Origin of the sequence: Herbidospora galbida (assembly GCF_005233835.1) — a bacterium.
In the GTDB taxonomy this organism is placed as follows: domain Bacteria; phylum Actinomycetota; class Actinomycetes; order Streptosporangiales; family Streptosporangiaceae; genus Herbidospora; species Herbidospora galbida.
This window is the reverse complement of record NZ_SZQA01000019.1, coordinates 1-21520: the sequence shown is the minus strand read 5'-3', so window position 1 is coordinate 21520 and position 21520 is coordinate 1. Positions and strand designations below refer to the sequence as shown.

20 protein-coding genes are annotated in these 21520 nt (G+C 71.5%); 15 read left to right on the top strand and 5 right to left on the bottom strand.

Annotated elements, in window-relative coordinates; genetic code table 11:
* Positions 1-57: 57 nt before the first annotated feature.
* Complete coding sequence (locus FDA94_RS19940; protein WP_170991033.1) at positions 58-441, bottom strand: hypothetical protein; 384 nt, start codon at positions 439-441, stop codon at positions 58-60.
* Positions 442-622: 181 nt separating this feature from the next.
* Between FDA94_RS19940 and FDA94_RS19935 the strand changes: the two genes are divergently transcribed.
* The 7 genes from FDA94_RS19935 (at position 623) to FDA94_RS19905 (ending at position 7426) form a co-directional block, all read left to right on the top strand.
* Positions 623-826, top strand: a complete 204-nt coding sequence (locus tag FDA94_RS19935) for a hypothetical protein (protein WP_137248589.1) — start codon at positions 623-625, stop codon at positions 824-826.
* Positions 827-1406: 580 nt separating this feature from the next.
* Positions 1407-2714: an ABC transporter substrate-binding protein gene (locus FDA94_RS19930; protein ID WP_137248588.1), complete on the top strand. Its 1308-nt coding sequence runs from the start codon at positions 1407-1409 to the stop codon at positions 2712-2714.
* A 56-nt stretch (positions 2715-2770) separates the two neighbouring features.
* Entirely contained in the window at positions 2771-3736 is a 966-nt protein-coding gene (locus tag FDA94_RS19925) for a carbohydrate ABC transporter permease (protein WP_137248587.1), read from the top strand.
* A complete protein-coding gene (locus FDA94_RS19920) occupies positions 3733-4557 on the top strand; it encodes a carbohydrate ABC transporter permease (RefSeq protein ID WP_137248586.1) in 825 nt (274 codons plus the stop codon). The genes FDA94_RS19925 and FDA94_RS19920 overlap by 4 nt, the downstream gene beginning before the upstream one ends.
* On the top strand, positions 4554-5927 hold the full coding sequence (locus FDA94_RS19915; RefSeq protein WP_137248585.1) for a GH1 family beta-glucosidase: 1374 nt from the start codon (positions 4554-4556) through the stop codon (positions 5925-5927). The genes FDA94_RS19920 and FDA94_RS19915 overlap by 4 nt, the downstream gene beginning before the upstream one ends.
* Positions 5924-6919, top strand: a complete 996-nt coding sequence (locus tag FDA94_RS19910; protein ID WP_030456966.1) for a LacI family DNA-binding transcriptional regulator — start codon at positions 5924-5926, stop codon at positions 6917-6919. The genes FDA94_RS19915 and FDA94_RS19910 overlap by 4 nt, the downstream gene beginning before the upstream one ends.
* Before the next feature lie 105 nt (positions 6920-7024).
* Positions 7025-7426 carry a hypothetical protein gene (locus FDA94_RS19905; protein ID WP_137248584.1) on the top strand — a complete coding sequence of 134 codons (402 nt, stop codon included), beginning with the start codon at positions 7025-7027 and terminating at the stop codon, positions 7424-7426.
* Here the strand turns inward: FDA94_RS19905 and FDA94_RS19900 are convergent.
* Positions 7415-7828 (bottom strand): CoA-binding protein, encoded by a 414-nt coding sequence (locus FDA94_RS19900; RefSeq protein ID WP_137248583.1) that lies wholly within the window; start codon positions 7826-7828, stop codon positions 7415-7417. The genes FDA94_RS19905 and FDA94_RS19900 overlap by 12 nt on opposite strands.
* A gap of 160 nt (positions 7829-7988) precedes the next feature.
* Here FDA94_RS19900 and lanKC point away from each other — a divergent pair, with 160 nt between their 5' ends.
* From lanKC to FDA94_RS19875, 5 genes are all read left to right on the top strand, one after another.
* Entirely contained in the window at positions 7989-10499 is a 2511-nt protein-coding gene (lanKC, locus tag FDA94_RS19895) for a class III lanthionine synthetase LanKC (protein WP_137248582.1), read from the top strand.
* A gap of 63 nt (positions 10500-10562) precedes the next feature.
* Positions 10563-10712 carry a SapB/AmfS family lanthipeptide gene (locus FDA94_RS19890; RefSeq protein WP_137248581.1) on the top strand — a complete coding sequence of 50 codons (150 nt, stop codon included), beginning with the start codon at positions 10563-10565 and terminating at the stop codon, positions 10710-10712.
* An 88-nt stretch (positions 10713-10800) separates the two neighbouring features.
* Positions 10801-12405 carry an ABC transporter transmembrane domain-containing protein gene (locus tag FDA94_RS19885; RefSeq protein ID WP_137248580.1) on the top strand — a complete coding sequence of 535 codons (1605 nt, stop codon included), beginning with the start codon at positions 10801-10803 and terminating at the stop codon, positions 12403-12405.
* Positions 12402-14045 (top strand): ATP-binding cassette domain-containing protein, encoded by a 1644-nt coding sequence (locus FDA94_RS19880; protein ID WP_246060047.1) that lies wholly within the window; start codon positions 12402-12404, stop codon positions 14043-14045. The genes FDA94_RS19885 and FDA94_RS19880 overlap by 4 nt, the downstream gene beginning before the upstream one ends.
* Positions 14042-15937 (top strand): prolyl oligopeptidase family serine peptidase, encoded by a 1896-nt coding sequence (locus FDA94_RS19875; protein ID WP_137248579.1) that lies wholly within the window; start codon positions 14042-14044, stop codon positions 15935-15937. Before FDA94_RS19880 ends, FDA94_RS19875 begins: the two co-directional genes overlap by 4 nt.
* 3 nt (positions 15938-15940) lie before the next feature.
* On the opposite strand, the gene FDA94_RS19870 is transcribed toward FDA94_RS19875, so the two are convergent.
* Entirely contained in the window at positions 15941-16405 is a 465-nt protein-coding gene (locus FDA94_RS19870) for an ATP-binding protein (protein ID WP_137248578.1), read from the bottom strand.
* A gap of 113 nt (positions 16406-16518) precedes the next feature.
* Between FDA94_RS19870 and FDA94_RS19865 the strand changes: the two genes are divergently transcribed.
* Positions 16519-17322 carry a PIG-L family deacetylase gene (locus FDA94_RS19865; protein ID WP_137248577.1) on the top strand — a complete coding sequence of 268 codons (804 nt, stop codon included), beginning with the start codon at positions 16519-16521 and terminating at the stop codon, positions 17320-17322.
* Complete coding sequence (locus FDA94_RS19860) at positions 17319-18503, top strand: epoxide hydrolase family protein (RefSeq protein WP_137248576.1); 1185 nt, start codon at positions 17319-17321, stop codon at positions 18501-18503. Before FDA94_RS19865 ends, FDA94_RS19860 begins: the two co-directional genes overlap by 4 nt.
* Here FDA94_RS19860 and FDA94_RS19855 read toward each other — a convergent pair.
* Together FDA94_RS19855 and FDA94_RS19850 are read right to left on the bottom strand one after the other, a co-directional pair.
* Positions 18484-19680, bottom strand: a complete 1197-nt coding sequence (locus FDA94_RS19855; RefSeq protein ID WP_281286602.1) for an RNA polymerase sigma factor — start codon at positions 19678-19680, stop codon at positions 18484-18486. The two genes, FDA94_RS19860 and FDA94_RS19855, sit on opposite strands and share 20 nt — an antisense overlap.
* A gap of 4 nt (positions 19681-19684) precedes the next feature.
* Complete coding sequence (locus tag FDA94_RS19850) at positions 19685-20032, bottom strand: YciI family protein (protein WP_137248575.1); 348 nt, start codon at positions 20030-20032, stop codon at positions 19685-19687.
* A gap of 110 nt (positions 20033-20142) precedes the next feature.
* Here FDA94_RS19850 and FDA94_RS19845 point away from each other — a divergent pair.
* Positions 20143-21520: nSTAND1 domain-containing NTPase (locus tag FDA94_RS19845; RefSeq protein ID WP_484083252.1), on the top strand; the 1378-nt coding region annotated here is incomplete at its 3' end.

Sequence of the window (21520 nt, the reverse complement as noted above, 5' to 3'; positions counted from 1 at the left end):
AAAAGCCGATCGGCCCCCGCCTTGTGTTCAGGCAGGGGCCGATCGGTGTGCCGCCGGTCAGAAGCCGTCCTCGCGGCGCGAGTGGCGTCCACCGGCCACGAGCCGGTCGCCGTCCTCCACCCGGTCGGCGGGCGGGGTCTCGTCGCGGTCGTCGACGCCGTTGTGGTTCCGGTCGACGAGCTGCTGCTCCAGATCCCGCTTCTCGCTCTCCAGCCGGGAGACCCGGTCGCGCTCGGCCAGCCGCTCCTCACGCATCTTGCGGCGCTTGGCGACGCCGCGGCGCATGCCGCCGCTGACCATCGCCAGGCCGATGAGGACTCCCGCGGCGGTGGCCGCGCCGAGCAGGAACATCTCGAAGGAGGTCAGCGTGAAGTTCCAGTCGAGCACGGTGATGGGGGTGGTGGCCGTCGCGGTCGTGTCCTGAATGGAGATTTCGATCAAGACTGCACCCGCGACCACGATCAGGAGAAGGCCCAGAAGAACCATGTGTTCTCACCTCGAATGCAGATGTGGCGTGGCCCACTTGTCTGCCCCGGATTCGGCCCTTCATGTCGCCCTGGCGCGTTTCGGAGTTTTACATGCGGTCGTCCATGATCTCCAATTGCTTGGGTATGGGGCCGTTATGAGTGAGCTGCAGCAGGTGGAAGAGGAGATCGCCCGCATCCGCGCGGAGGCCCGTTCCCTGCGGGAGCAGATCGGTGACCGGGCGGGTGACGGCCCGGCCGACTCGGCGGAGCTGGCCACCCTCATCGCCAACGCCGATCAGCTCGACACCCTCGCGGAGGAACTGGAAGGCCGGCGCGAGGCCCTGAAGGCCCGGGGCTGACGCCCGCCGCCCGGATCCGAGGTCGGCTCCGCGGGCGGCCGCCCGGGTTCGCCAATCGGGCGAACCCGGCGGTCGTCGGCGCCGGTCGGGTCCGGCGCGACCCTTCCGGCACCGACGGCCTGCACCTTCTTGCCACGTACCCGGCGGGCGCCCAGAGGGGCCTCCCGCCTCGGGCCCTGCCCTAGGCCCTGTCGAAAGCTCTGTTCCCGGCCGGCGCACGCCCGCTCACCTGGGTCGATCCCCACGTGGAACCTCCTCGGCGGAAGACGGCGTCGAGCCGTACCCGAGAGAACAGAAAGCGCTCTCGCGATCGGATCGTCCTGCGACTTCTGGACTTTTGTCAAGACTAGGTTTAACTTGCAGGAAACTAGCGAGACTTTTGAGAAAGCGCTCTACCTGATTCAGGAGATCCCCGGATCAAGTCTGTGAGCTGCTGAAACGTGTGAAAACTCCAGGGAACGTTCCCTGGAGGTCACGACGATCGTTATCTCTCAGCCCATTGACAACCCCACGGGCCCAGCTCGACCCTCACTCCAGGGAACGTTCTCTTCATGATCAAAAATAGGAAGGTTCCATCGGCATGTCTCACCCCCCTCGCCGCCGTGCCGCGCGGCTGCTGGTGCCCCTGATCGCCGCTTCCCTCCTGGCCGCCGCCTGTGGTGGCGGGGAGAGCACGCCGGCCCCCGGAGCCGCCAGCGGCGGCGCCTCCGCCCCCGCCGAACCGGTCAAGCTGACCGTCGCCCTCTTCAGCGACTTCCACTACGGGCCGCTGTACGAGGAGTTCAAGAAGACCCACCCGAACGTCGAGATCACCGAGCGCCGGGCGCAGTTCAACGACCACCACAACAACCTGGTCACCCAGGTCGCCACCGGGGCGGGCGCCGCCGACGTCGTCGCCGTCGAGGGCGGCTTCATCGCCACCTTCCGCGAGGTCGCCGACAAGTTCCACAACCTGGGCGACTACGGCCTGAGCTCGCGCCAGTCCGAGTACCTCGACTGGAAGTGGCAGCTCGGCCTGTCGAAGGACGGCTCCCAGCTCATCGGCCTCGGCACCGACGTCGGCGGCCTGGCCATGTGCTACCGGCCCGACCTCTTCAAGGAGGCCGGCCTGCCCACGAACCGCGACGAGGTCAGCGCCCTGTGGCCGACCTGGGAGCAGTACGTCGAGACCGGCAAGAAGTTCGTCGCCGCGGGCGGCAAGGCCGCCTTCACCGACGGCCCCGGTGAGCACTTCCGCGCGATGGTCGAGCAGGCCCCCGTCGGCTTCTACGACACCAGCGACAAGGTCGTCGTCGGCAGCAACCCCGACGTGCGCAAGGCCTGGGACATCTCGGTCTCCATGATCCAGAACAAGCTGTCGGGCAAGCTCGTCGCGTTCACCCCCGAGTGGACCACCGGCATCGCCAAGGGCACCTTCGCCACGATGGTCTGCCCCGCCTGGAAGACCGGCGTGATCAAGGACCAGAAGCCCGGCGAGGGCACCTGGGACATCGCGGCCGTGCCCGGCGGCGGCGGCAACCAGGGCGGCACCCACCTGCTCGCCCCCAAGCAGGGCAAGCACCCCAAGGAGGCCGCCGAGCTGATCAACTTCCTGACCAGCAAGGAGAGCCAGCTCACCCTGTGGAAGGACGCCTCGGCCCTGCCGTCGCTGCCCGCCCTGTACACCGACCCGGCCGTCGCCGAGTTCGTGAACCCCTACTTCGGCGACGCCCCGATCGGCAAGATCTTCACCGACGCCGCCAAGGCGCTAAAGCCGCAGTACACCGGCCCCAAGTCCGGTGACGTGAACGTCGCCATGGGCAACGGCCTCGGCCGCATCGAACTCCAGGGCCAGGACCCCGAAGAGGCCTGGAAGCAGGCCGTCGCGGACTCCGAGAAGATCAAGTAGCCGTACGCCGCGGGGTGGCCGGTCCGGCCACCCCGCTTTCCCTCGAAAGGAGCGCCATGGCCACGCGTGCCCCGGAACGCGCAGCGCCGCCACGGCGACCGGGAGGCAAGCGCCGGCTGACCGGCCGCCACTGGCGGCACATGGTCGACGTCAAAGCCTCGCCGTACGCGTACGTCGCACCGTTCTTCCTGCTGTTCTGCGCCTTCGGGCTGTTCCCCATCGGCTACACGCTCTGGGTGAGCCTGCACGAGTGGACGCTGCTGGACGACGAGCACACCTTCGTGGGCCTGGAGAACTTCAGGGTCCTGCTGGCGGACTCGTACTTCTGGAACGCCACGTTCAACACGCTGTCGATCGGCCTGCTGTCGATGCTGCCGCAGCTGCTGCTGGCGCTGTGGCTGGCCCACCTGCTGAACCGGCCGCTGCGGGCCCAGAACTTCTTCCGCATCACCCTGCTGCTGCCCAACGTCACCAGCGTCGTGGCGGTCGTGGTGATCTTCTCGCAGATCTTCGGCCGCGACTTCGGCCTGATCAACTGGGTCATCACCAGCTTCGGCTTCGAGGGCGTCGCCTGGCGTGACGGCACCCTGAGCTCCCATGTGGCCATCTCGACGATGATCATGTGGCGGTGGACGGGCTACAACGCGCTCATCCTGCTGGCCGCGATGCAGGCCGTACCGAGAGAGCTGTACGAGGCCGCCACCATCGACGGCGCGTCGAGCTTCACCCAGCTCCGCAAGGTCACGGTGCCCATGATCCGGCCCACCATCGCCTTCGTGGTGATCACCTCGACCATCGGCTCGATGCAGATCTTCGCCGAGCCGCTGCTGTTCGGCGCCTACACCCTCACCGGTGGACAGGACCGGCAGTACCAGACGCTCTCGCTGTTCTTCTACGAGAACTACATGCGCCTCGACTTCGGCTTCTCCTCGGCCATCTCCTGGATGATCTTCGTCTTCATCCTGATCATCGCAGGGATCAACTACCTGCTCACCAACAGGATGAAGGGAAGCATCCGATGACCGGCCGTCGGGTCAACAACCGGCTGACCTACCTCACCCTGACCGCGGTCGCGTTCTTCTTCACGATCCCGCTCTACTACTCGATCGTGGTGGCCTCGCGCGACAACGCGTCGCTGGCGTCGGTGCCGCCGCCGCTCTTTCCCGGCGGCAACTTCTTCGAGAACGTCAGCCGCGTCTTCGACACCGTGCCGTTCGGCCTGGCCATGCTCAACTCGGTCTTCGTGGCGGGCTCGATCTCGATCTCGGTCATGTTCTTCTCGACCCTGGCCGGCTTCGCCTTCGCCAAACTGCGCTTCCGCGGCCGCAACATCCTGCTGCTCATGACCGTCGGCACGATGATGGTGCCGACCCTGGCCGGGATCATCCCGCTCTACATCCTCATGGTGAAGCTGGAGTGGGTCGGTTCCCTGTACGCCGTCGTCGTGCCCGCCCTGGTCAACGCGTTCGGCGTGTTCTTCATGACGCAGTACCTGTCCCGGGCGCTGCCCACCGAACTCCTGGAGGCCGGCCGCGTCGACGGCTGCACCACCTGGGGCCTGGTGTGGCACGTCGTCTTCCCGGCGGCCCGCCCGGCGGCGGCCGTACTCGGCATGCTGACCTTCATGACGGCCTGGAACGACTACATGTGGCCGCTCATGGTGCTGACCCCGGAGAACCCGACGGTCCAGGTGGCGCTGTCGACCCTGGCCGCCGGTTACGTCAACGACTACGTGATGGGCCTCGCGGGGACCGCCCTCGGCACACTGCCGCTGGTCATCGTGTTCGCCTTTCTCGGCAAGCACATCATCGGAGGAATCATGCAGGGGGCGGTCAAGGGATGACGCCGGACATCGAGTTTCCCGAGGGGTTCATCTGGGGCGCCGCGACGGCGTCGTACCAGGTGGAGGGGGCCGCTCGGGAAGACGGGCGCGGCGTCTCGATCTGGGACACCTTCGCGCGCACCCCCGGCAAGGTGGCCGACGGCCACACCGGAGACGTCGCCTGCGACCACTACCACCGCTATCCGGAGGACGTGCGTCTGATGGCCGATCTCGGCCTGGACGTCTACCGCTTCTCCACCGCCTGGCCCCGGGTCGTCCCCGACGGCTCGGGCCCGGCCAACCCGCGCGGCCTCGACTTCTACGAGCGCCTGGTCGACGAACTGCTGGGCGCCGGGATCACGCCGTACGTGACCCTCTACCACTGGGACCTGCCGCAGAACCTCGAAGACCGCGGCGGCTGGGCCTCCCGCGACACGGCCTACTACTTCGCCGACTATGCGGCGGCCGTGCACGCCCGGCTCTCCGACCGGGTCTCGACGTGGACGACCCTGAACGAGCCGTGGGTCTCGGCGTTCCTCGGCTACGGCAGCGGCGTGCACGCCCCCGGCGTCACCGACGCCTCGGCCGCCTTCAAGGCCGCCCACCACCTGCTGCTCGCCCACGGCCTGGCCGCCCAGAACCTCACGGGCACCCTGGCGCTGACGCTGAACATGGCCCCGGTCGTCACCCCCGCCCAGATCCTGGACGCGGGGATCGCCCTGTCGGCGGAGGACGCAGGCGCCGTCGGCCTGGTGGACGCGCTGCTGAACCGCCAGTTCCTCGACCCGGCGCTGAAGGGCGTCTATCCGAGGGAGGTCCTGGAGATCGTGGAGCGGCACGGCGGCCTCGACCACATCCGCGACGGCGACCTGGAGATCATCTGCCAGCCGATCGACCTGCTCGGGATCAACTACTACAACCCGTGCGTGGTCCAGGCGTCCGCGGGCGCGGTGGCGCCCCTGGCGTGGCCCGGCGCCGACGGCGTCGACTTCGTCTCCATCGAGGGCCCGCAGACCGCGATGGGCTGGCCGATCATCCCCTCGGGCCTGTCGCGCCTGCTGGTCCGGCTGTCGCGCGACTACCCGGACGTCGGCCTGCTGGTCACCGAGAACGGCGCCGCCTTCCACGACAAGGTCGTCGGCGACCGGGTGCCCGACACCGACCGGGTCTCCTACCTGGACGGTCACCTGCGCGCCTGCCACGAGGCCATCGAGGCGGGGGCCGACCTGCGCGGCTATCTGGTGTGGTCGCTCTTCGACAACTTCGAGTGGGCGGAGGGATATCACCAGAGGTTCGGTATCGTGCGGATCGACTACGCCACGCAGCGCCGTCTGCCCAAAGACAGCGCTCTGTGGTACCGGGATGTCATCCAGCGGAACGGCATCGAGTGAAACGTCCAACCTTGGAGGCGGTCGCCGCCCGCGCCGGCGTGTCCAAGTCGACCGTCTCAAGGGTGGTCAACGGCGACACGACCGTGACGCCGAACTTCCGCGAGCTGGTGCTGCGGGCGGTGAACGAGCTGGGCTACGTGCCCAACTCGGTCGCCCGCAGCCTGGTCACCCAGCGGACCAACTCGATCGCCCTGGTGGTCTCCGACCCGCCCGCCGGGCTGTTCTCCGACGACCCCATGTTCTCGGCCGTGGTGCGCTCGGCGTCGCGGGCCCTTGAGGCGGCGTCCAAGCAGGTCGTGCTGATGCTCGCCGGGTCCGACGAGAGCCGGGTGCGCGTCCAGGAGTACGTCGCGGCGGGGCACGTCGACGGCGTGATGCTGGTGTCGTTCTACGGGGCCGACCCGCTGCCGGCGGCCCTGATGCGGATGGGCCTGCCGATGGCGTCCTTCGGCAAGCCCGTCTCGGCCCCCTCGGTCCCCTACGTCGACAACGACAACCTCGGGGGAGCGCGGCAGGCGGTGGAGCACCTGCTGAGCCGGGGCCGGCGGCGGATCGCCACCATCTCGGGCCCGCTCGACATGATCGCCTCGCAAGATCGCCTGACCGGCTACCGCGAGACCCTGCGCGACACCGGCCGCCGGTCGATCATCGCGGTCGGCGACTTCACCCGGGTCTCCGGCGACCAGGCGATGTGCCAGCTCCTCGAAGACGACCCGGGCCTCGACGCCGTCTTCGCCGCCAACGACCTGATGGCGATCGGCGCCCTGCACGCCCTGCGCCGGGCCGGGCGGCGGGTCCCCGACGACGTGGCCGTGGTCGGGTTCGACGACATAGAGGCCGCGCTCTACACCGATCCGCCGCTGACGACCGTACGCAGCCCCATGGCCGACCAGGCCCTCGCGGTGGTCAGCCTGCTGCTCGGGCTGTTCGAAGACGGGCGCACCGACCCGGTGATACTGCCGACGGAGCTGGTGGTCCGCGAGTCGGGCTGAGCCGGGTCGTCACGTCCCGGCGAAGTCGGGACCGTCGCCTCACGACACCCGCCCGCTCCGGCGTGGATCCTCGGAGGGTCGTCACCCTGAACGAGGAAAACCCCCATGTCACCGCCTACGAAGAAACCCGTCGCCGGCACCGTCGGCGTCCTGCTCGTCATGGACGTCGCCGGTGCGGCGATCTCGCTGTCGACCGGCCTCAACCCCACGTTCCTCGACGCGCTGGGCCCGCAGGCCCTCCTCTCGGCGCCGCTCCCGATGATGGCCGCCCAGGCGGTCTTGGCCTTCGCGGTCACCAGGGACCGCCGCGCCGTCGCGATCCCGGCCGCCGCGCTCCTGGTCGTCGCGGGGGCGCTGGCGTTCGTCTCCGGCTTCTTCGACGGCGGCTACGCGGCCGAGCTCACCCTCGGCCAGCGCGCGTTCCAGATCGCCCTGATCACGGGGCACCTGGCCTTGAGCGCGCTGGCCGGCCGCCACCTCGTGCGGCTGCTCCGGTCAGCGGCGTAGCGCCCACTCGACCGCCGGGCAGCGGTTCATGACGACGTCGAGGCCGGCCGCCAGCGCGCGGTCGCCGGCCGCCTCGTCGTACACGTCGAGCGGCAGCCACACCGCGCCCGCGCCCACGGCGATCGCCTCGTCGATCACGCCGCCCGCGAAGGCGGTGCGCCGGTAGACGGCCACCACGTCGATCGGGACCGGCACCTCGGCGAGGGTCCGGTGGGTGGTCTCGCCCAGGACGGGCCTGCCGTCCGGATGCACCGGGATGATCCGCTTGCCGCGCCGCTTCATGAGTTGGGCCTGGTTGAAGACGGTTCGACCGGGATCGCCGGAAAGGCCGACGAAGGCCCAGGTCGTCGTGTCGTTCAGCAGGCGCCTGATGACCGTCAGGTCGGCGAAACGATCTCCCATGTCATGGTGCAACAAGCCGATCACCGGGTCTCTTCCGGCACAGGTCAGGCCGCATTTCACGACGACACCCGTGACGTTTGCCCACGGAGGATTGATTGAACTTGTAACTAGAAGCTCCTGGGGTTATCCGGAATTCTTCCTGTTAGCAGAAAGCAGGGAGATGGCAGTGAATGACCAGTATGAGCTTTATTGCCTCGCGGACCGGCTTTTCTACGACACCGCCGACCGGCGCGGAATCGAAATTCCGGATTTCGCCGTGGCAGGACGTGAGGTTCCGCGTGGCTGGTCCCACCAGCCGTCCGACACCTGGTTCCACTACGCCCCGACCGGCCACGATGTTCCGCCGCAGGGCTGGAAGATCCACGTGTCGGCCGGGCTGGCCGACGCGGCGCGGGTGCTGGAAATCGTCTGGGATTATTGCGTCGAACGTGATATCCCCTTCAAATTCCTGCGCAGCCGGTCTGTCGTCACGATGCTCAACTCAAAAGGGGCCGCGCGGGGCGCGAGCGGCAAACTGGTCACCATCTACCCGAGGCAAGACTGTCTGGAGCTGACGCTCAAGGAGCTCGACGGCCTGCTGGCGGGGGTGCGGGGGCCCTACATCCTGAGCGATCTCCGCTACGGAGACGGGCCCCTCTTCGTCCGCTACGGCGGGTTCGTGGCCCGGCGCTGCGTGGCCGCCAACGGCGACCTCGTGCCGGCGATGGAGAACGACCGGGGCGAGCTGGTGCCCGACGTCCGGGGGCCGTCGTTCACGGTTCCCGACTGGGTCGAGCTGCCCGGCTTCCTGACGCCCCACCTGGAGGCCAGGAACGCGGTCACCACGACCGAGCTGCCCTACGCGGTCGAGTCGGTCATGCACTTCTCCAACGGCGGTGGCGTCTACCTCGCCACCGACAGGCGGAGCGGTGAGCGGGTCGTGCTCAAGGAGGCCAGGCCGATGGCGGGGCTCGACGCGGCCGAACGCGACGCGGTGGCGCGGCTCCAGCACGAGCGCGAGGTGCTGCGGCGGCTCGACGGGCTCGACTGCGTGCCCGGCTACCGCGACTACTTCGTGCTCGGCGACCACCACTTCCTGGTGATGGAGTTCGTCGACGCCACGCCGCTGCAGCGCACCCTGGTCCGCACGTTCCCGCTGACCAAGGCCGACGCGACCGCCGAGTCGATCGCCGAATACACCGTCTGGGCGCTCGACACGCTGCCCAAGGTGCGGGCCGCGATCGAGGCGCTGCACGAACGCGGGGTCGTCTTCTGCGACCTCCACCCCAACAACATCCTGGTCACGCCCGAAGGGCGGCTCGTCCTCATCGACTTCGAGGTCGCGACCTTCGTCGAAGACCGCGGGCGGTCGGTGCTGGCCCACCCGGCCTTCCAGGCGCCGGCCGACCGCCGGGGCGCCGACGTCGACCACTACGCCCTCGCCTGTCTGACGCTGGGCCTGTTCGCGCCGCAGCTCACGATCACCGTGCCGCTGGCGCGGGCCAAGGCGAGCCAGCTCGGGCGGCTGATCGTCGACACGTTCCCGGTGCCGCCCGAGCTCGTCAAGCGGGCCGTCCACACGATCAGCGGGCCCATCGGGGGCGGGCCGACGGCCAGCGTGACCCTGGGCGACCCGATGGCGGCGATGGCGCGGGCGATCCTGGCCAGTGCCACGCCCGAGCGGGCCGACCGGCTGTTCCCCGGCGACCCCGCCCAGTTCCGGCCCGGCGGCGGCGTCAACCTGGCCCACGGCGCGGCCGGGGTGCTGTTCGCGCTCGACGCGGCCGGGGCCGGGCGCTTCCCCGACCTCGAAGAGTGGCTGCTCCGGCAGCGGCCGGAGTCACCGCCCGGCTTCTACGACGGCCTGCACGGCGTCGCCTACGTCCTCGACCGGTTCGGCCACGTCGACCGGGCGCTCGACCTCGTCGACCGCGCGATGGCGGGCCGGTGGCGCGAGCTCGACCTCGGGCTGTGGTCGGGGCTGGCCGGCATCGGGCTCAACCTGCTCCACCTGGGGCTCGACGCCCGCCCGCTGGTCGAACTCTGCGCCGAGCGGCTTCCCGACGACGTACCCGAGACGTCGGGCGGCGCGAACCCCAGAGCCGGTCTCCTCTACGGCCTGAGCGGCCCCGCCCTGCTGTTCCTGCGCGCCTACGACCACACCCGGGATCCGGCGCTGCTCGATCTGGCCGAACGGGCGCTGCGCCTCGACCTGAAGCGCTGCGTCCTCACGTCCGACGGATCGCTGCAGGTCAACCAAGGCTGGCGGACCCTTCCCTACCTCGACGAGGGCTCGGTCGGCATCGCGATCGTGCTGGCCGACCTGCTGCGCCAGCGGCCCGGTTCATCGCTGGCCGCCGCCCTGCCCGACCTGCTGAAAGTGGGCCGCTGCCGGTTCTTCGTGCAGCCCGGCCTGTTCGCCGGGCGGGCCGGGATGGTGATGGCCGACCGGACCCTGATCCCCGGCCTCGACTGGCATGTCCTGCCCTACCGCGACGGGATCGCCTTCCCCGGCGACCAGCTGCTCCGGCTGTCGATGGACTTCGCGACCGGCACCGCCGGCGTCCTCTACGCCCTCAGCGGCACGCCGTTGCCCTTCACACATCCACTTGGCGCGGAACCCTACGCCGTGCCTGGTGGCGTCCCCCTTCGCCCACCGGCCAAGGAGGTGATCGGGGCCCCGAACAGCTAGCTCCACCTTTCTAAAGATCTCGAATTTCCTCCCGATAGAGAAACTTCGTAAAGGAGCATCACCATGGTTCTTCTCGACCTTCAGGCGATGGAGCTTCCCGGCGGCGGCAGCGGCCACGGTGGCGGCGGCCACGGCGGCGGCGGCAGCACGCTGACCCTGCTCGGCTGCGCGTCCCAGACGCCCAGCAACCTGAGCCTGCTGCTCTGCCACTAGGCACCCGATCGGGGCCCTGGGCTCGCGGGAGCCCAGGGCCCTCCCCGTTTTTCGAAGTCTCCGCCCACGTGAAGAGAGGGACTCGGCGTTGCGGACGGCCGACCGGCTGACAACCGAGGCGATCAGGCGTAGCGGGCCCGCGGCGGGCGTGCTCGCCGCTGTCGCGCTGGTCGGCGCCGGCCTTGAGCTGGCACTGCCGTTCGTGCTCGGCCGCGCCGTCGACACCTTCTCCGCGGCGTGGGTGGTCTGCGCCGGGGCCGTCGTGGTGCTCCTCGTCGCCTGCGACGGTCTCGGTGTCCATATGAGCGCCACCGGTGGCGCGCGGGCGGCGGCCTGGCTGCGCCACCGGGCGCTCTCCCATCTGCTCGGCGCCGGACCCGGCGTGACCCGGCGGATCCCCGAGGGCGACCTGGTGACCCGGCTCGGCCTCAACGCCGAAGAGGCCGGGCGCGCGGCCGACGCCGCCGTCGCGTCGGTGGCGATGGTGGTGCCGTCGGCCGGGGCGCTGGTCCTGCTCGTGCTGATCGATCCGTGGCTGGCGCTGACGCTGGCGGGCGGGCTGGTCGCGATCGCCTTCGTGCTCAAGCGGTTCCTGAAGGTCTCCACGGTGATCGCCGGCGGCTACCAGGAGGCGCAGGCCGACATCGCCGCGCGCCTGGTCGAGGCGGTCGGCGGCGCCCGTACGATCGCGGCGGCCGGAACCGCCGAACAGGAGACCCGGCGGGTGCTGACCGCGCTCCCGGTGGTGCGCGGCCACGCCATGGCGCTGTGGCGGGCCAACGCCGACGCCGGAGTGCGGGCCGCGATCGTGGTGCCGCTCCTGGAGGTGCTGGTGCTGGCCGTCGGCGGCTGGCGGCTGGCGGCCGGTGAGCTGTCGGTCGGCGAGCTCTACGCCGCCGCCCGCTACGTGGTCATCGGAGCGGGTCTCGGGCCCGCGATCGGTTCGCTGGGCCGGCTTGCCCGCGCCCGCGCGGCCGGCGCCCGGCTGGCCGACGTCCTCGACGAATGCCCGAGGGTCCACGGGGTGCGGACGCTGCCCCCCGGCCCCGGAACACTGACCTTTCGCGGCGTCCCCGGCCTCGGGCTGGAGATCCAGGGCGGCGCCTCGGTGGCCGTGGTCGGCACGGGGGCGTCGCGGTTCGCGCGGCTCGCGGCGCGGCTCGACGACCCGGAGACCGGTGAGGTCCTGCTCGACGGGGTCCCGCTGCGGTCGCTGACCCGCGAGTCGCTCCGCACCGCCGTCGGGTACGCCGTCGCCAGGCCCCACCTGGTCGGAGACACGGTCGCCGACGCGACCGGCGGCTCCCGCCCCGCGGCCGTGGCCGCCGGGGCCGACGACTTCATCCGCCGCCTGCCCCACGGCTACCGCACCCCTCTGTCCGAGGCCCCCATGTCGGGCGGCGAACGCCAGCGGCTGGGCCTGGCCAGGGCCTTCGCGAAGGGAAACCGCCTGCTGGTGCTCGACGACGCCACCTCCAGCCTCGACACCATCACCGAACGCCAGGTCTCCACGGCCCTGTCCGCCGACACCCGCACCCGCGTCATGGTGACCCACCGGGCCGCCGTCGCCGCGCGGGCCGACCGGGTGATCTGGCTGCACGACGGGCGGCTGCGCGGCTTCGACCGCCACCTCGCGCTGTGGCACGACCCGGCCTACCGGGCCGTCTTCCAGGGCGGGGAGGCGCGATCGTGATCTCCTTCGGGCACCGGACCCGCGTCGGGGTGTTCCTCTGGCGTTCCTTCCACGCGCAGCCCGGGCAGGTGCGGCGGTTCGTCCTCTGGTCGCTGGTCGAGGCCGCGCCGGCGTTCGTCATCGGGCTGGCCGTCGCGCGGGCCGTCGACGCGTTCGCCGCGCACCAGGCCGTCGCCGGGCTGTCCTGGACCTTCCTCCTCGGGGTCTCCTGGATCTTCGCCGCCGTCGGCGCGCGGCAGGTGGTCGTCACGCTGGCGGGCATCGTGGAGCCTGTCAGGGAGGAGCTGCTGACGGCGACCATCCGCGGGGCGCTCGAAGCCGGGAGAGACGACCCGGCCGCCGTCACCCGGGCGAACCTGCAGGTCGAGGTGGCGCGCGACGCGTTCACCGGGGTGATCGGGTCGGTGAAGGCGTTCGTGTTCGCCTTCCTGGGGGTCGTCGCCGGCGTGGCGGCGCTGATGCCCGAGCTGCTCCTGCTGGTGCTGCCGCCGCTGCTGCTCGGGCTGGGGGCGTTCCTCTTCTCGCTGCCCGAGCTGGCCAAGAGGCAGCACGCCTACCTGCTCGCCGACGAGGCCACCGCCGAGAGCCTGGTCAAGGTCACCGCCGCGCTCGGCGACATCGCCGCGTCCGGCGACGAAGACCACGCCGCCCGCTACGCCGGCGCCCGCTTCGACGGCCAGCGGCTCGCGGCCGGAAGACTGGCGACGGTCACGACCCTGCGGACCGTCGTGCTGGGCGTGGGGGCCTGGGCGCCGATCCTGCTGGTGCTCGCCTACGCGCCCCGGCTGGGGGCCACCCCGGGGGTCGTGCTCGGGACCCTCGCCTATGTGATGCAGTCGCTCACGCCCGCGCTGTTCAACCTGGCCAGTGGGCTGGGGGAGAGCGGGGTGCGGCTCTGGGTCACGCTGGCCCGGCTGCGGGCCGCGCTGCCGCCGCCCCCGCAGGAGACCCGCAGGGCCGAGGGGGTGCACACCGAGCTGAAGGGGGTCACCTTCGCCTACGGTCCCCGGGCGCTGCCGGTCGTCGACCGCCTCGACCTGGTCATCCCCGAAGGGGAGCACCTCGCCGTGGTCGGGCCGAGCGGGATCGGCAAGTCCACCCTCGCGGCGCTGATCGCCGGGCTGATCGTCCCCGGTCAGGGGCGGGTGACCGTCGGCGGGGTGCCGGCCGCCCGGCTCGACCGGGGGCAGCGGACGCTGATCCCGCAGGAGGCGTACGTCTTCCGGGGGACCGTCGCCGAGAACCTCGGCGGGCACGACCAGAAGAAGATGCGGCAGGCGCTCGACGCCATCGGGGCCGGGCACCTCAGCCTCCAGGCCACCGAGCTCGGCCCGGCCGACCGGCAGTTCGTCGCCCTGGCCAGGGCCTATCTCGCCGACGCGCCGCTGGTCATCCTCGACGAGGCCACCTCCTGCCTCGACCCGGCGGCCGAGGCCCGCGTCGAGCAGGCCTTCGCGGAGCGGGGCGGCACCCTCGTCGTCGTCGCCCACCGCATCAGCTCGGCACTGCGGGCCCGGAAGGTGCTGGTCATGGACGGCGCCCGGGTCGTCGCCGGCACCCACCAGGAACTTCTCGCCGCCTCGCCCCTGTACGCGGATCTGGCCGGGCATTGGGACCCCCGACTCAGGCAGGTGTCATGATCGAGATCATTCACGGGCACGTCGTCTCCGACCCCTACCGCTGGCTCGAAGACCCCGCCTCCGACGAGACGCGGGCCTGGCAGGCGCAGCAGGAAGTGGTCTGGCGCAGCCAGCTCCTCCCCGACCGCGACCGGTTCCGGGTCAGGATCGACGAACTGAGCGACACCGGCGTCGTGGGCGCCCCGGTCTGGCGGGCGGGCACCGCGTTCCGCGTCCGCCGCGATCCGGGCCGCCGGCTGCCGGTCCTCTACGCCGACGACCGGGTCGTCCTCGACCCCGAGGCGATCGACCCCGGCGCGACCACGCTGCTCGACGCCTGGCATCCCTCGCCCGACGGCAAGCTCGTCGCCTGCCAGCTGTCGCGGGGCGGCGACGAGCGTTCGGAGCTCTACGTCCTCGACGCCCAGACCGGCGCGCTCGTCGACGGCCCGATCGGGGGGCTCCGCCACTCGCCGGTGGCCTGGCTGCCGGGCGGCGACGGCTTCTACTACGTCCGCGACCGGCGGGCCCGCGTCCACCGCCTCGACGGCGACGACCTCGACGTGGCCGCCGCCGACGGCATCGCCCTCAGCGCCGACGGCCGCTGGCTGACCCTCTCGGTCAACCGGGGGCCGGGCAACGACGTGTGGCTGTGCGACCTGGTGACCCCGGCCCGGCGGGTGGTCCAGCAGGACGTCCCGGCCCGGTCGGCGGTGGCGGTGGGGGGCGACGGGAGGGCGTACATGATCACGACCCTCGACGCCCCCCGGGGCCGGCTGCTCGTCGCCGATCCGGCCGCGCCCGGCGACTTCCGCGACCTCGTCCCCGAAGACGGGGAGGCCGTGATCGCCGACTTCGCCCTGCTCGACGGGGTCCTCCTGGTGGCGTGGGTGCGTCACGCCATCGGGGAGATCTCCGTCCACGATCCCGAGACCGGGGAGCGTCAAGGAGCGGTCCCGCTCCCCGGTCTCGGCTCCATCGGGCGGATGTCCGCCCGTGACCACGAGGTCTGGTTCACCTACTCCGACTACGTCACGCCCGAGAGCGTCTACCGCTACGACGCCCGCACCGGCGAGACCACGCTCTGGGAGGCGGCCCCCGGCCGGGCCGAGCTGCCCGAGATCGAGTCGCACCAGGTCGTCTACCAGTCGGCCGACGGCACGCCGGTCCGGATGGTCGTGCTCGGCAAGGGCCTGCCGGGGCCCCGGCCGTGCATCCTCTACGGCTACGGCGGGTTCGGGGTGCCGCTCACGCCCTCCTACTCCTCCTATGTGCTCCCTTGGCTGGAGGCGGGCGGCGTCTTCGCGTTCGCCCAGGTCAGGGGTGGTGGCGAAGAAGGGGAGGCGTGGCATCGGGCGGGCATGCGGGGGCGGAAGCAGAACTCCTTCGACGACTTCGCCGCCGCCGCCGAGACCCTGATCGCGGCGGGCTGGACGACCCCCGGCCTGCTCGGGGTCACCGGAGAGTCGGGCGGCGGGCTGCTCGTCGGGGCGCTCGTCACCCAGCGCCCCGAGCTGGTCGCCGCCGCCGTGTGCTCGGCGCCGGTGCTCGACATGATCAGGTTCGAGAAGTCGGGGCTCGGGAGCTCGTGGGTGCCGGAATACGGGTCGGCCGACGACCCCGAGCAGTTCGCCTGGCTGCTGGCCTATTCGCCCTATCACCACGTCAAGGAGGGTGTCGACTACCCCGCGACGCTGTTCACCGTCTTCGACGGCGACAGCCGCGTCGACCCCCTGCACGCTCGCAAGATGTGCGCGGCCCTGCAGGGCGCGACCTCGGGCGTGCGCCCGATCCTGTTCCGCCACGAGACCGGGGTCGGCCACGCGGGCCGCTCGGCCGACCGGGCGGCGGGCCTGGCCGCCGACATGCTCGCCTTCCTGGCCCGTGAGCTCGGCGGCCTCGACGACGACTAAGGCTCAGGCCGATCGGGGCAGCGGGAGGGCCAGGGCCGACGGCGGGGCGGTGGTGAGCGAGATCTCGAACCAGACCTTGTTGCGGCCGCCCTCCCTGACGATGCCCCAGCGGTCGGCCAGGGCGTCGAGCAGCGGGAGGCCGCGGCCGTTCGTGGCGGTGGAGGTCGCGTGGCGGGCGCACGGGGGTTCGGGCGAGCCGTCGTCCTGGACGCACACCCGCACCTCGTCGGCCGAGAACCAGACCGTCACGGTGAACACGCCGCCGTCGCCCGATCTGGAGTGGACGACCGCGTTCGTGGCGATCTCACTGGTGAGCAGCACGGAGTCGTCGTGCAGCGGGTGGTCGCGGCCGATCGTGGCCGAGACCAGCCGGCGGGCCGAGACGACCTGGTCGCGGCCGCCCGCGAGGCGGGCGACCCTCGTCGTGTCGATGGAGTCGAGTGTGGTGACGTTCCCCGAACCGTTCATGCGTCCTCCTCGATGACTGCGCAAAGAAGACGCGCCGGTACGTGATTCGAGATGTCACGCGAAGGTGCGACTGTGCTTCCCTGGGGGAACCGGCGCTGCCGTAGCGTTGGAGCATGCTGACGCTGATGGCGGTGCACGCCCACCCTGACGACGAGGTCATGGGCACCGGGGGGAGCTTCGCGAAATACGCCGCCGACGGGGTGCGTACGGTCCTGGTGACCTGCACGAACGGGGAGCAGGGCGACGGGCCCGGCGGGGTGAAGCCGGGGGAGCCGGGGCACTCGGAAGACGACGTGGCCAAGCAGCGGCTGGCCGAGCTGGCCGAGTCGGTGGGGCACCTGAACATCACCCACCTTGAGCTGCTCGGATACCACGATTCGGGCATGGACGGCTGGGCGGGCAACCACAGCCCCGACGCGTTCGCCAACGCCGACTTCGACCAGGCCGTGGCCAAAGTGGCGGCGCTCATGGAGAAGTACCGGCCGGAGGTCGTGGTGACCTACGACGAGAACGGCAACTACGGGCATCCCGACCACATCCAGGCCCACCGGGTCGCGGTGGCGGCGGCCGAGGCGACCGGGATCCCCGCCAAGCTCTACTACACGGCCGTGCCGAGGCGGGTCATCCAGGCGGCGTACGCCGCCATGAAGGAGCAGGGCATGGACCCGGGATGGGACCTGCCCGACGACTTCGGCACCCCCGACGAGCTGATCACCACGGTGGTCGACACCCACGAGCAGGCCGACGCGAAGCTGGCCGCGCTGCGGGCGCACGGCAGCCAGGGCGACAGCATCTCGCTGCTCTCGATGCCGCCGGAGACGCAGCGGCTGGCCATGTCGACCGAGCACTTCATCCGGGTGGTCAGCAAGGTCCCGGCGCCCGACCACGAAGACGACCTGTTCGCGGGGCTGCGATGAAGATCTACGTGCCCGACGAGGTGCTCGGCGACCTGCGCCGGCGGCTCGAACTGACCCGGCTGCCCGCCGACGAGGGCAACGACGACGGGTTCTACGGGGTGCCCGTCGCCAGGTTGCGGCCACTGGTCGACCACTGGCTCGACGGCTACGACTGGCGCAAGGCCGAGGCGGCCATCAACGCCTACGACCACGAGCAGGTCGAGGTCGACGGCGTGCCCGTCCACTACATGCGCCGTCCCGGCGTCGGCCCCGACCCGACGCCGCTGATCCTCACCCACGGCTGGCCCTGGACGTTCTGGCACTGGTCGAAGGTGGTCGACGCCCTCGCCGACCCGGCCGCGCACGGCGGCGACCCGGCAGACGCGTTCGACGTCATCGTGCCCTCGCTGCCCGGCTTCGGGTTCCCGGGCCCGCTGCGGAACCGGCCCGAGCTGAACTTCTGGATGGTCGCCGACCTCTGGCACACGCTGATGACCGAGGTGCTCGGCCACGAGCGCTACGCGGCCGCCGGATGCGACATCGGCGCGCTGATCAGCGGGCAGCTCGGCCACAAGTACGCCGACAGCCTCTACGGCATCCACATCGGCTCGGGCCAGAAGCTCACCCTGTTCAACGGCGACCGGGGCTGGGACCTGGCCCAGGGCCAGGTGCTCCCCGACGACCTGCCGCCGGAGATCAGAGACCGGATCATCGCGCTCGACCGGCGGTTCGCCTCGCACCTGGCCGTGCACGTGCTCGACTCCTCGACGCTCGCCCACGCCCTGTCCGACTCCCCGGCGGGCCTGCTGGCCTGGCTGCTCAAGCGGTGGGACTCCTGGAGCGACGGCGATGCCTTCACCCCCGACGACCTGCTCACCCACACGATGATCTACTGGGTGAACAACTCGATCGGCACGTCGATGCGCTACTACGCCAACGCCAACCGGCACCCGTGGACCCCCTCCCACGACCGCGTGCCGGCCGTCGAGGCCCCCACGGGCATCACGTTCGTCGGCTACGAGAACCCTCCCGGCGTCACCACCGACCAGCGCGTGGCCGCCTTCGCCGCGAGCGACCGGGGCGGCTGGTACAACCACGTGAATCTGACCGCCCACGACCGGGGCGGCCACTTCATCCCGTGGGAGATCCCGGACGAATGGGTCGACGACCTGCGGCGGACCTTCAGGAAGGCCCGGGGTTAGCCCTGCGCTCGTAGAGGGCCTTCTCTTGGGCGTTCCCGCTGAGGTCGGCCGCCTGCCGGAACGCCGCCCTGGCCTCCTCCGGCCGTCCACTGCGTTCGAGGAGATCGCCCCGGACGGCCGCGAGGTGGGGATTGCCCGTGAGGGTCAGGCCGTCGAGGACGGCCAGCCCGGCCTCGGGCCCCTCGGCCATGCCCACCGCCACGGCGCGGTTGAGTTCGACGATCGGCGACGGGGCCACGTGGGCGAGGAGGCGGTAGAGGGCCGCCATCCGGGCCCAGTCGGTGTCGGCGAAGGTCAGGGCCCTGGCGTGGACGGCGGCGATGGCGGCCTGGAGGCCGTACGGGCCGAGGACCCCGGTCGACTCGGCGCGGGCCAGCGCTTCGAGACCCCGGCGGATCAGCAGGCGGTCCCACCGTGAGCGGTCCTGGTCGGCGAGCAGGACCGGCTCGCCGCCGGGGCCCACGCGGGCGGCCAGGCGGGAGGACTGGATCTCCAGCAGCGCCTGCAGGCCCGACGCCTCGGACGAGCCGGGCATCAGCGCGGCCAGCACGCGCGACAGCCGGAGCGCCTCGAAGCACAGGTCGTCGCGGATCCAGGACTCGCCGGAGGTCGCCGCATAGCCCTCGTTGAAGATCAGATAGATCACTTCGAGGACCGAGGCCAGGCGGGCGGGCAGCTCCTCGGCGGGCGGCAGCTCGATCGGGACCTTCCGCAGCGCCGTCTTGGCCCGATAGATCCGCTGCCCCACGGTCGGTTCTGGCACCAGGAAGGCGCGGGCGATCTCGGCCGTGGTCAGCCCGCCGAGCAGCCGCAGCGTCAGCGCCAGCCGCCCTTCGACGGGCACCTGCGGATGGCAGGCGGTGAAGATCAGCGTCAGCAGTTCCGGCTCGGGCGCGGCGGGCGGCAGCAGGGCGAGTTCGCGGAGTTTCTCCTCGTAGACGCCCTGCCGCCGCAGCTGGTCGATCGCCTTCCGCTTGGCCGTCGTGGTCAGCCAGCCGCCTGGGTTCGCCGGCACGCCCTCGGCCGGCCAGGTCTCCAAGGCCAGCACGAAGGCGTCCTGGGCCGACTCCTCGGCCAGGCCGAGGTCACCGGTCATCCGGGCCACGGTCGCGATGACCTTGGCCGACTCGATGCGCCAGACGGCCTCTACGGTGCGGATCGGATCGACGGAGCCCACGCCCTCAGAATGTCATCAGCGGGAAGACCCGGGAGACGCCCTCCCAGCCGGGCCACATGTCGCGGTGCAGCCGCATGAACCGGTTGGCCCACTCGACCGCCTCGGCCTCGTCGCGGACCTCGTAGATCGCGTAGCTGATCAGTTCCTTGGCCTCGGCGAACGGGCCGTCGGAGACGGTCAGCTTGCCGCCGACGAGCTCGACCTCGGCGGCCAGCCCGCGCAGGCCGCTCTGGTCGACCAGGACGCCCGCCTCGGTGGCCTCCTGGCCGAGCCGCATGATCGCCGACATGAGCTCGGCGGGCGGCGGGGTCTCGGGCTGGGCGGTGCGGGTCAGCGTGATCAGGTAGCGCATGGGTGTTCTCCATTCGTTCTCGTGCGAACCTACGACCCCTCCACGAACAGCCGGCCGGTGTTTCGACAGCCGCCGGTTACTTTTTTCGGATTTCCGGCCATGCTGGTCAGGTGAGCAGCAGGCCTCCCTATCCGGGGCTGGCGCCGTTCGAGGCGCCGGACGCCGCCGTGTTCTTCGGCCGTGACGACCTCCTGTCCGACCTGCGGCGGCGTACCGAGAGCGAGCAGCTCCTCGTGGTCACGGGCGCTTCGGGGGCGGGGAAGACCTCGCTCGTCGACGTCGGGCTGGGCGGGCTGCGCCTGCGGCCCGGCGGCGATCCGGTCGGCGTGCTGCTGGCCGCGTACGGGGCCACGATGGACCACGAACGGCTGGCCGCCGCGCCCCATCACCTCGACGAGTTCGGCGATCCCGGCCTGATCGTGGTCGACCGGTTCGAGGAGGTCTTCGCGGCCTGCCGCGACCTCGACGCGCGGCAGACCTTCGTCGGGGCGCTCGCCGCCACCCGGGCCCGCGTGGTGCTCGTGCTGCGGGCCGACTTCACCGGCGACGCCGCCGCCTACCCCGAGCTGGTCGCGGCCCTCTCCCGGCCGCTCCTGGTCTCACCCCTTTCTCCGTACGACCTCCGCACCGCCGTCGAGCAGCCGGCTCTGGCTCACGGGGTGACCTTCGAAGAGGGCCTGGTCGACGAGATCCTGGCCGACCACAACGGCGACCTGCCGCTGCTGGCCCACACGCTGCGGGTGATGTGGGACCGGCGCGGGGGCGGCCCGCTGACGTTCGAGGGCTACCGGGCCACCGGCCGGGTGACCGGGGCGATCCCCCGCAGCGCCGAACGGGCGCTGGTACACAACGACGCCAGGACGGCGTTGTCGGCGCTGGCCGGGCCCCACGGCACGCTGCGGCCGGGCCCGATGACGCCCGAGCTCGAACCCTTCGTGGCGGCCGGGCTCGTCCGGACCGACGGCGAGACGGCCGAACTGGCCCACGAGGCGGTGATCCGGGCCTGGCCCCGCTTCACCGCCTGGACGGAGGCCGATCGGGCCGCCGGTCAGGTGCGGCGCGAGTTCGCCGCCGACGCCGACCGGTGGGTGCTCAGCGGGTTCGCCGCGCCCCACCTCTACACGGGCACCCGGCTCGCGGCGGCGCGGGCGGCGGTGCGGCGGATCCGGCGGGAGCTGACCCCGGCCGAGGTGGCGTTCCTGGAGGCGAGCGCGGCCCAGGAGTTCGAGGGCCGGCAGGCGGACGACAAGCGCACGTTCGTGCGGGGCCTGGTCTCGATCGCGGCCGTGGCGCTGCTCGTGCTGAGCTTCGGGGCCACCGGCGCGCTGGCGCTGCTGGTCAACGGGGCCACCCGCGACCGCGACGCCGCGGTCGGCCGCAGCACGGTCGCGGTGGCCCGCCATCTGCTCGCCCAGGGCGACGCGCTGGCCGACGACCAGCCGGTGCTGGCCCGGCTGCTGCGGCTGGCCGGGGCCGAGATCGCGCCCG

Bases quoted from the DNA above. Each gene is read 5' to 3' on its own strand.
- FDA94_RS19935 (WP_137248589.1), top strand. From the start codon at position 623: ATGAGTGAGCTGCAGCAGGTGGAAGAGGAGATCGCCCGCATCCGCGCG.
- FDA94_RS19930 (WP_137248588.1), top strand. From the start codon at position 1,407: ATGTCTCACCCCCCTCGCCGCCGTGCCGCGCGGCTGCTGGTGCCCCTG.
- FDA94_RS19925 (WP_137248587.1), top strand. From the start codon at position 2,771: ATGGCCACGCGTGCCCCGGAACGCGCAGCGCCGCCACGGCGACCGGGA.
- FDA94_RS19920 (WP_137248586.1), top strand. From the start codon at position 3,733: ATGACCGGCCGTCGGGTCAACAACCGGCTGACCTACCTCACCCTGACC.
- FDA94_RS19915 (WP_137248585.1), top strand. From the start codon at position 4,554: ATGACGCCGGACATCGAGTTTCCCGAGGGGTTCATCTGGGGCGCCGCG.
- FDA94_RS19905 (WP_137248584.1), top strand. From the start codon at position 7,025: ATGTCACCGCCTACGAAGAAACCCGTCGCCGGCACCGTCGGCGTCCTG.
- FDA94_RS19900 (WP_137248583.1), bottom strand. From the start codon at position 7,828: ATGGGAGATCGTTTCGCCGACCTGACGGTCATCAGGCGCCTGCTGAAC.
- lanKC (WP_137248582.1), top strand. From the start codon at position 7,989: ATGGCAGTGAATGACCAGTATGAGCTTTATTGCCTCGCGGACCGGCTT.
- FDA94_RS19890 (WP_137248581.1), top strand. From the start codon at position 10,563: ATGGTTCTTCTCGACCTTCAGGCGATGGAGCTTCCCGGCGGCGGCAGC.
- FDA94_RS19875 (WP_137248579.1), top strand. From the start codon at position 14,042: ATGATCGAGATCATTCACGGGCACGTCGTCTCCGACCCCTACCGCTGG.
- FDA94_RS19870 (WP_137248578.1), bottom strand. From the start codon at position 16,405: ATGAACGGTTCGGGGAACGTCACCACACTCGACTCCATCGACACGACG.
- FDA94_RS19865 (WP_137248577.1), top strand. From the start codon at position 16,519: ATGCTGACGCTGATGGCGGTGCACGCCCACCCTGACGACGAGGTCATG.
- FDA94_RS19860 (WP_137248576.1), top strand. From the start codon at position 17,319: ATGAAGATCTACGTGCCCGACGAGGTGCTCGGCGACCTGCGCCGGCGG.
- FDA94_RS19850 (WP_137248575.1), bottom strand. From the start codon at position 20,032: ATGCGCTACCTGATCACGCTGACCCGCACCGCCCAGCCCGAGACCCCG.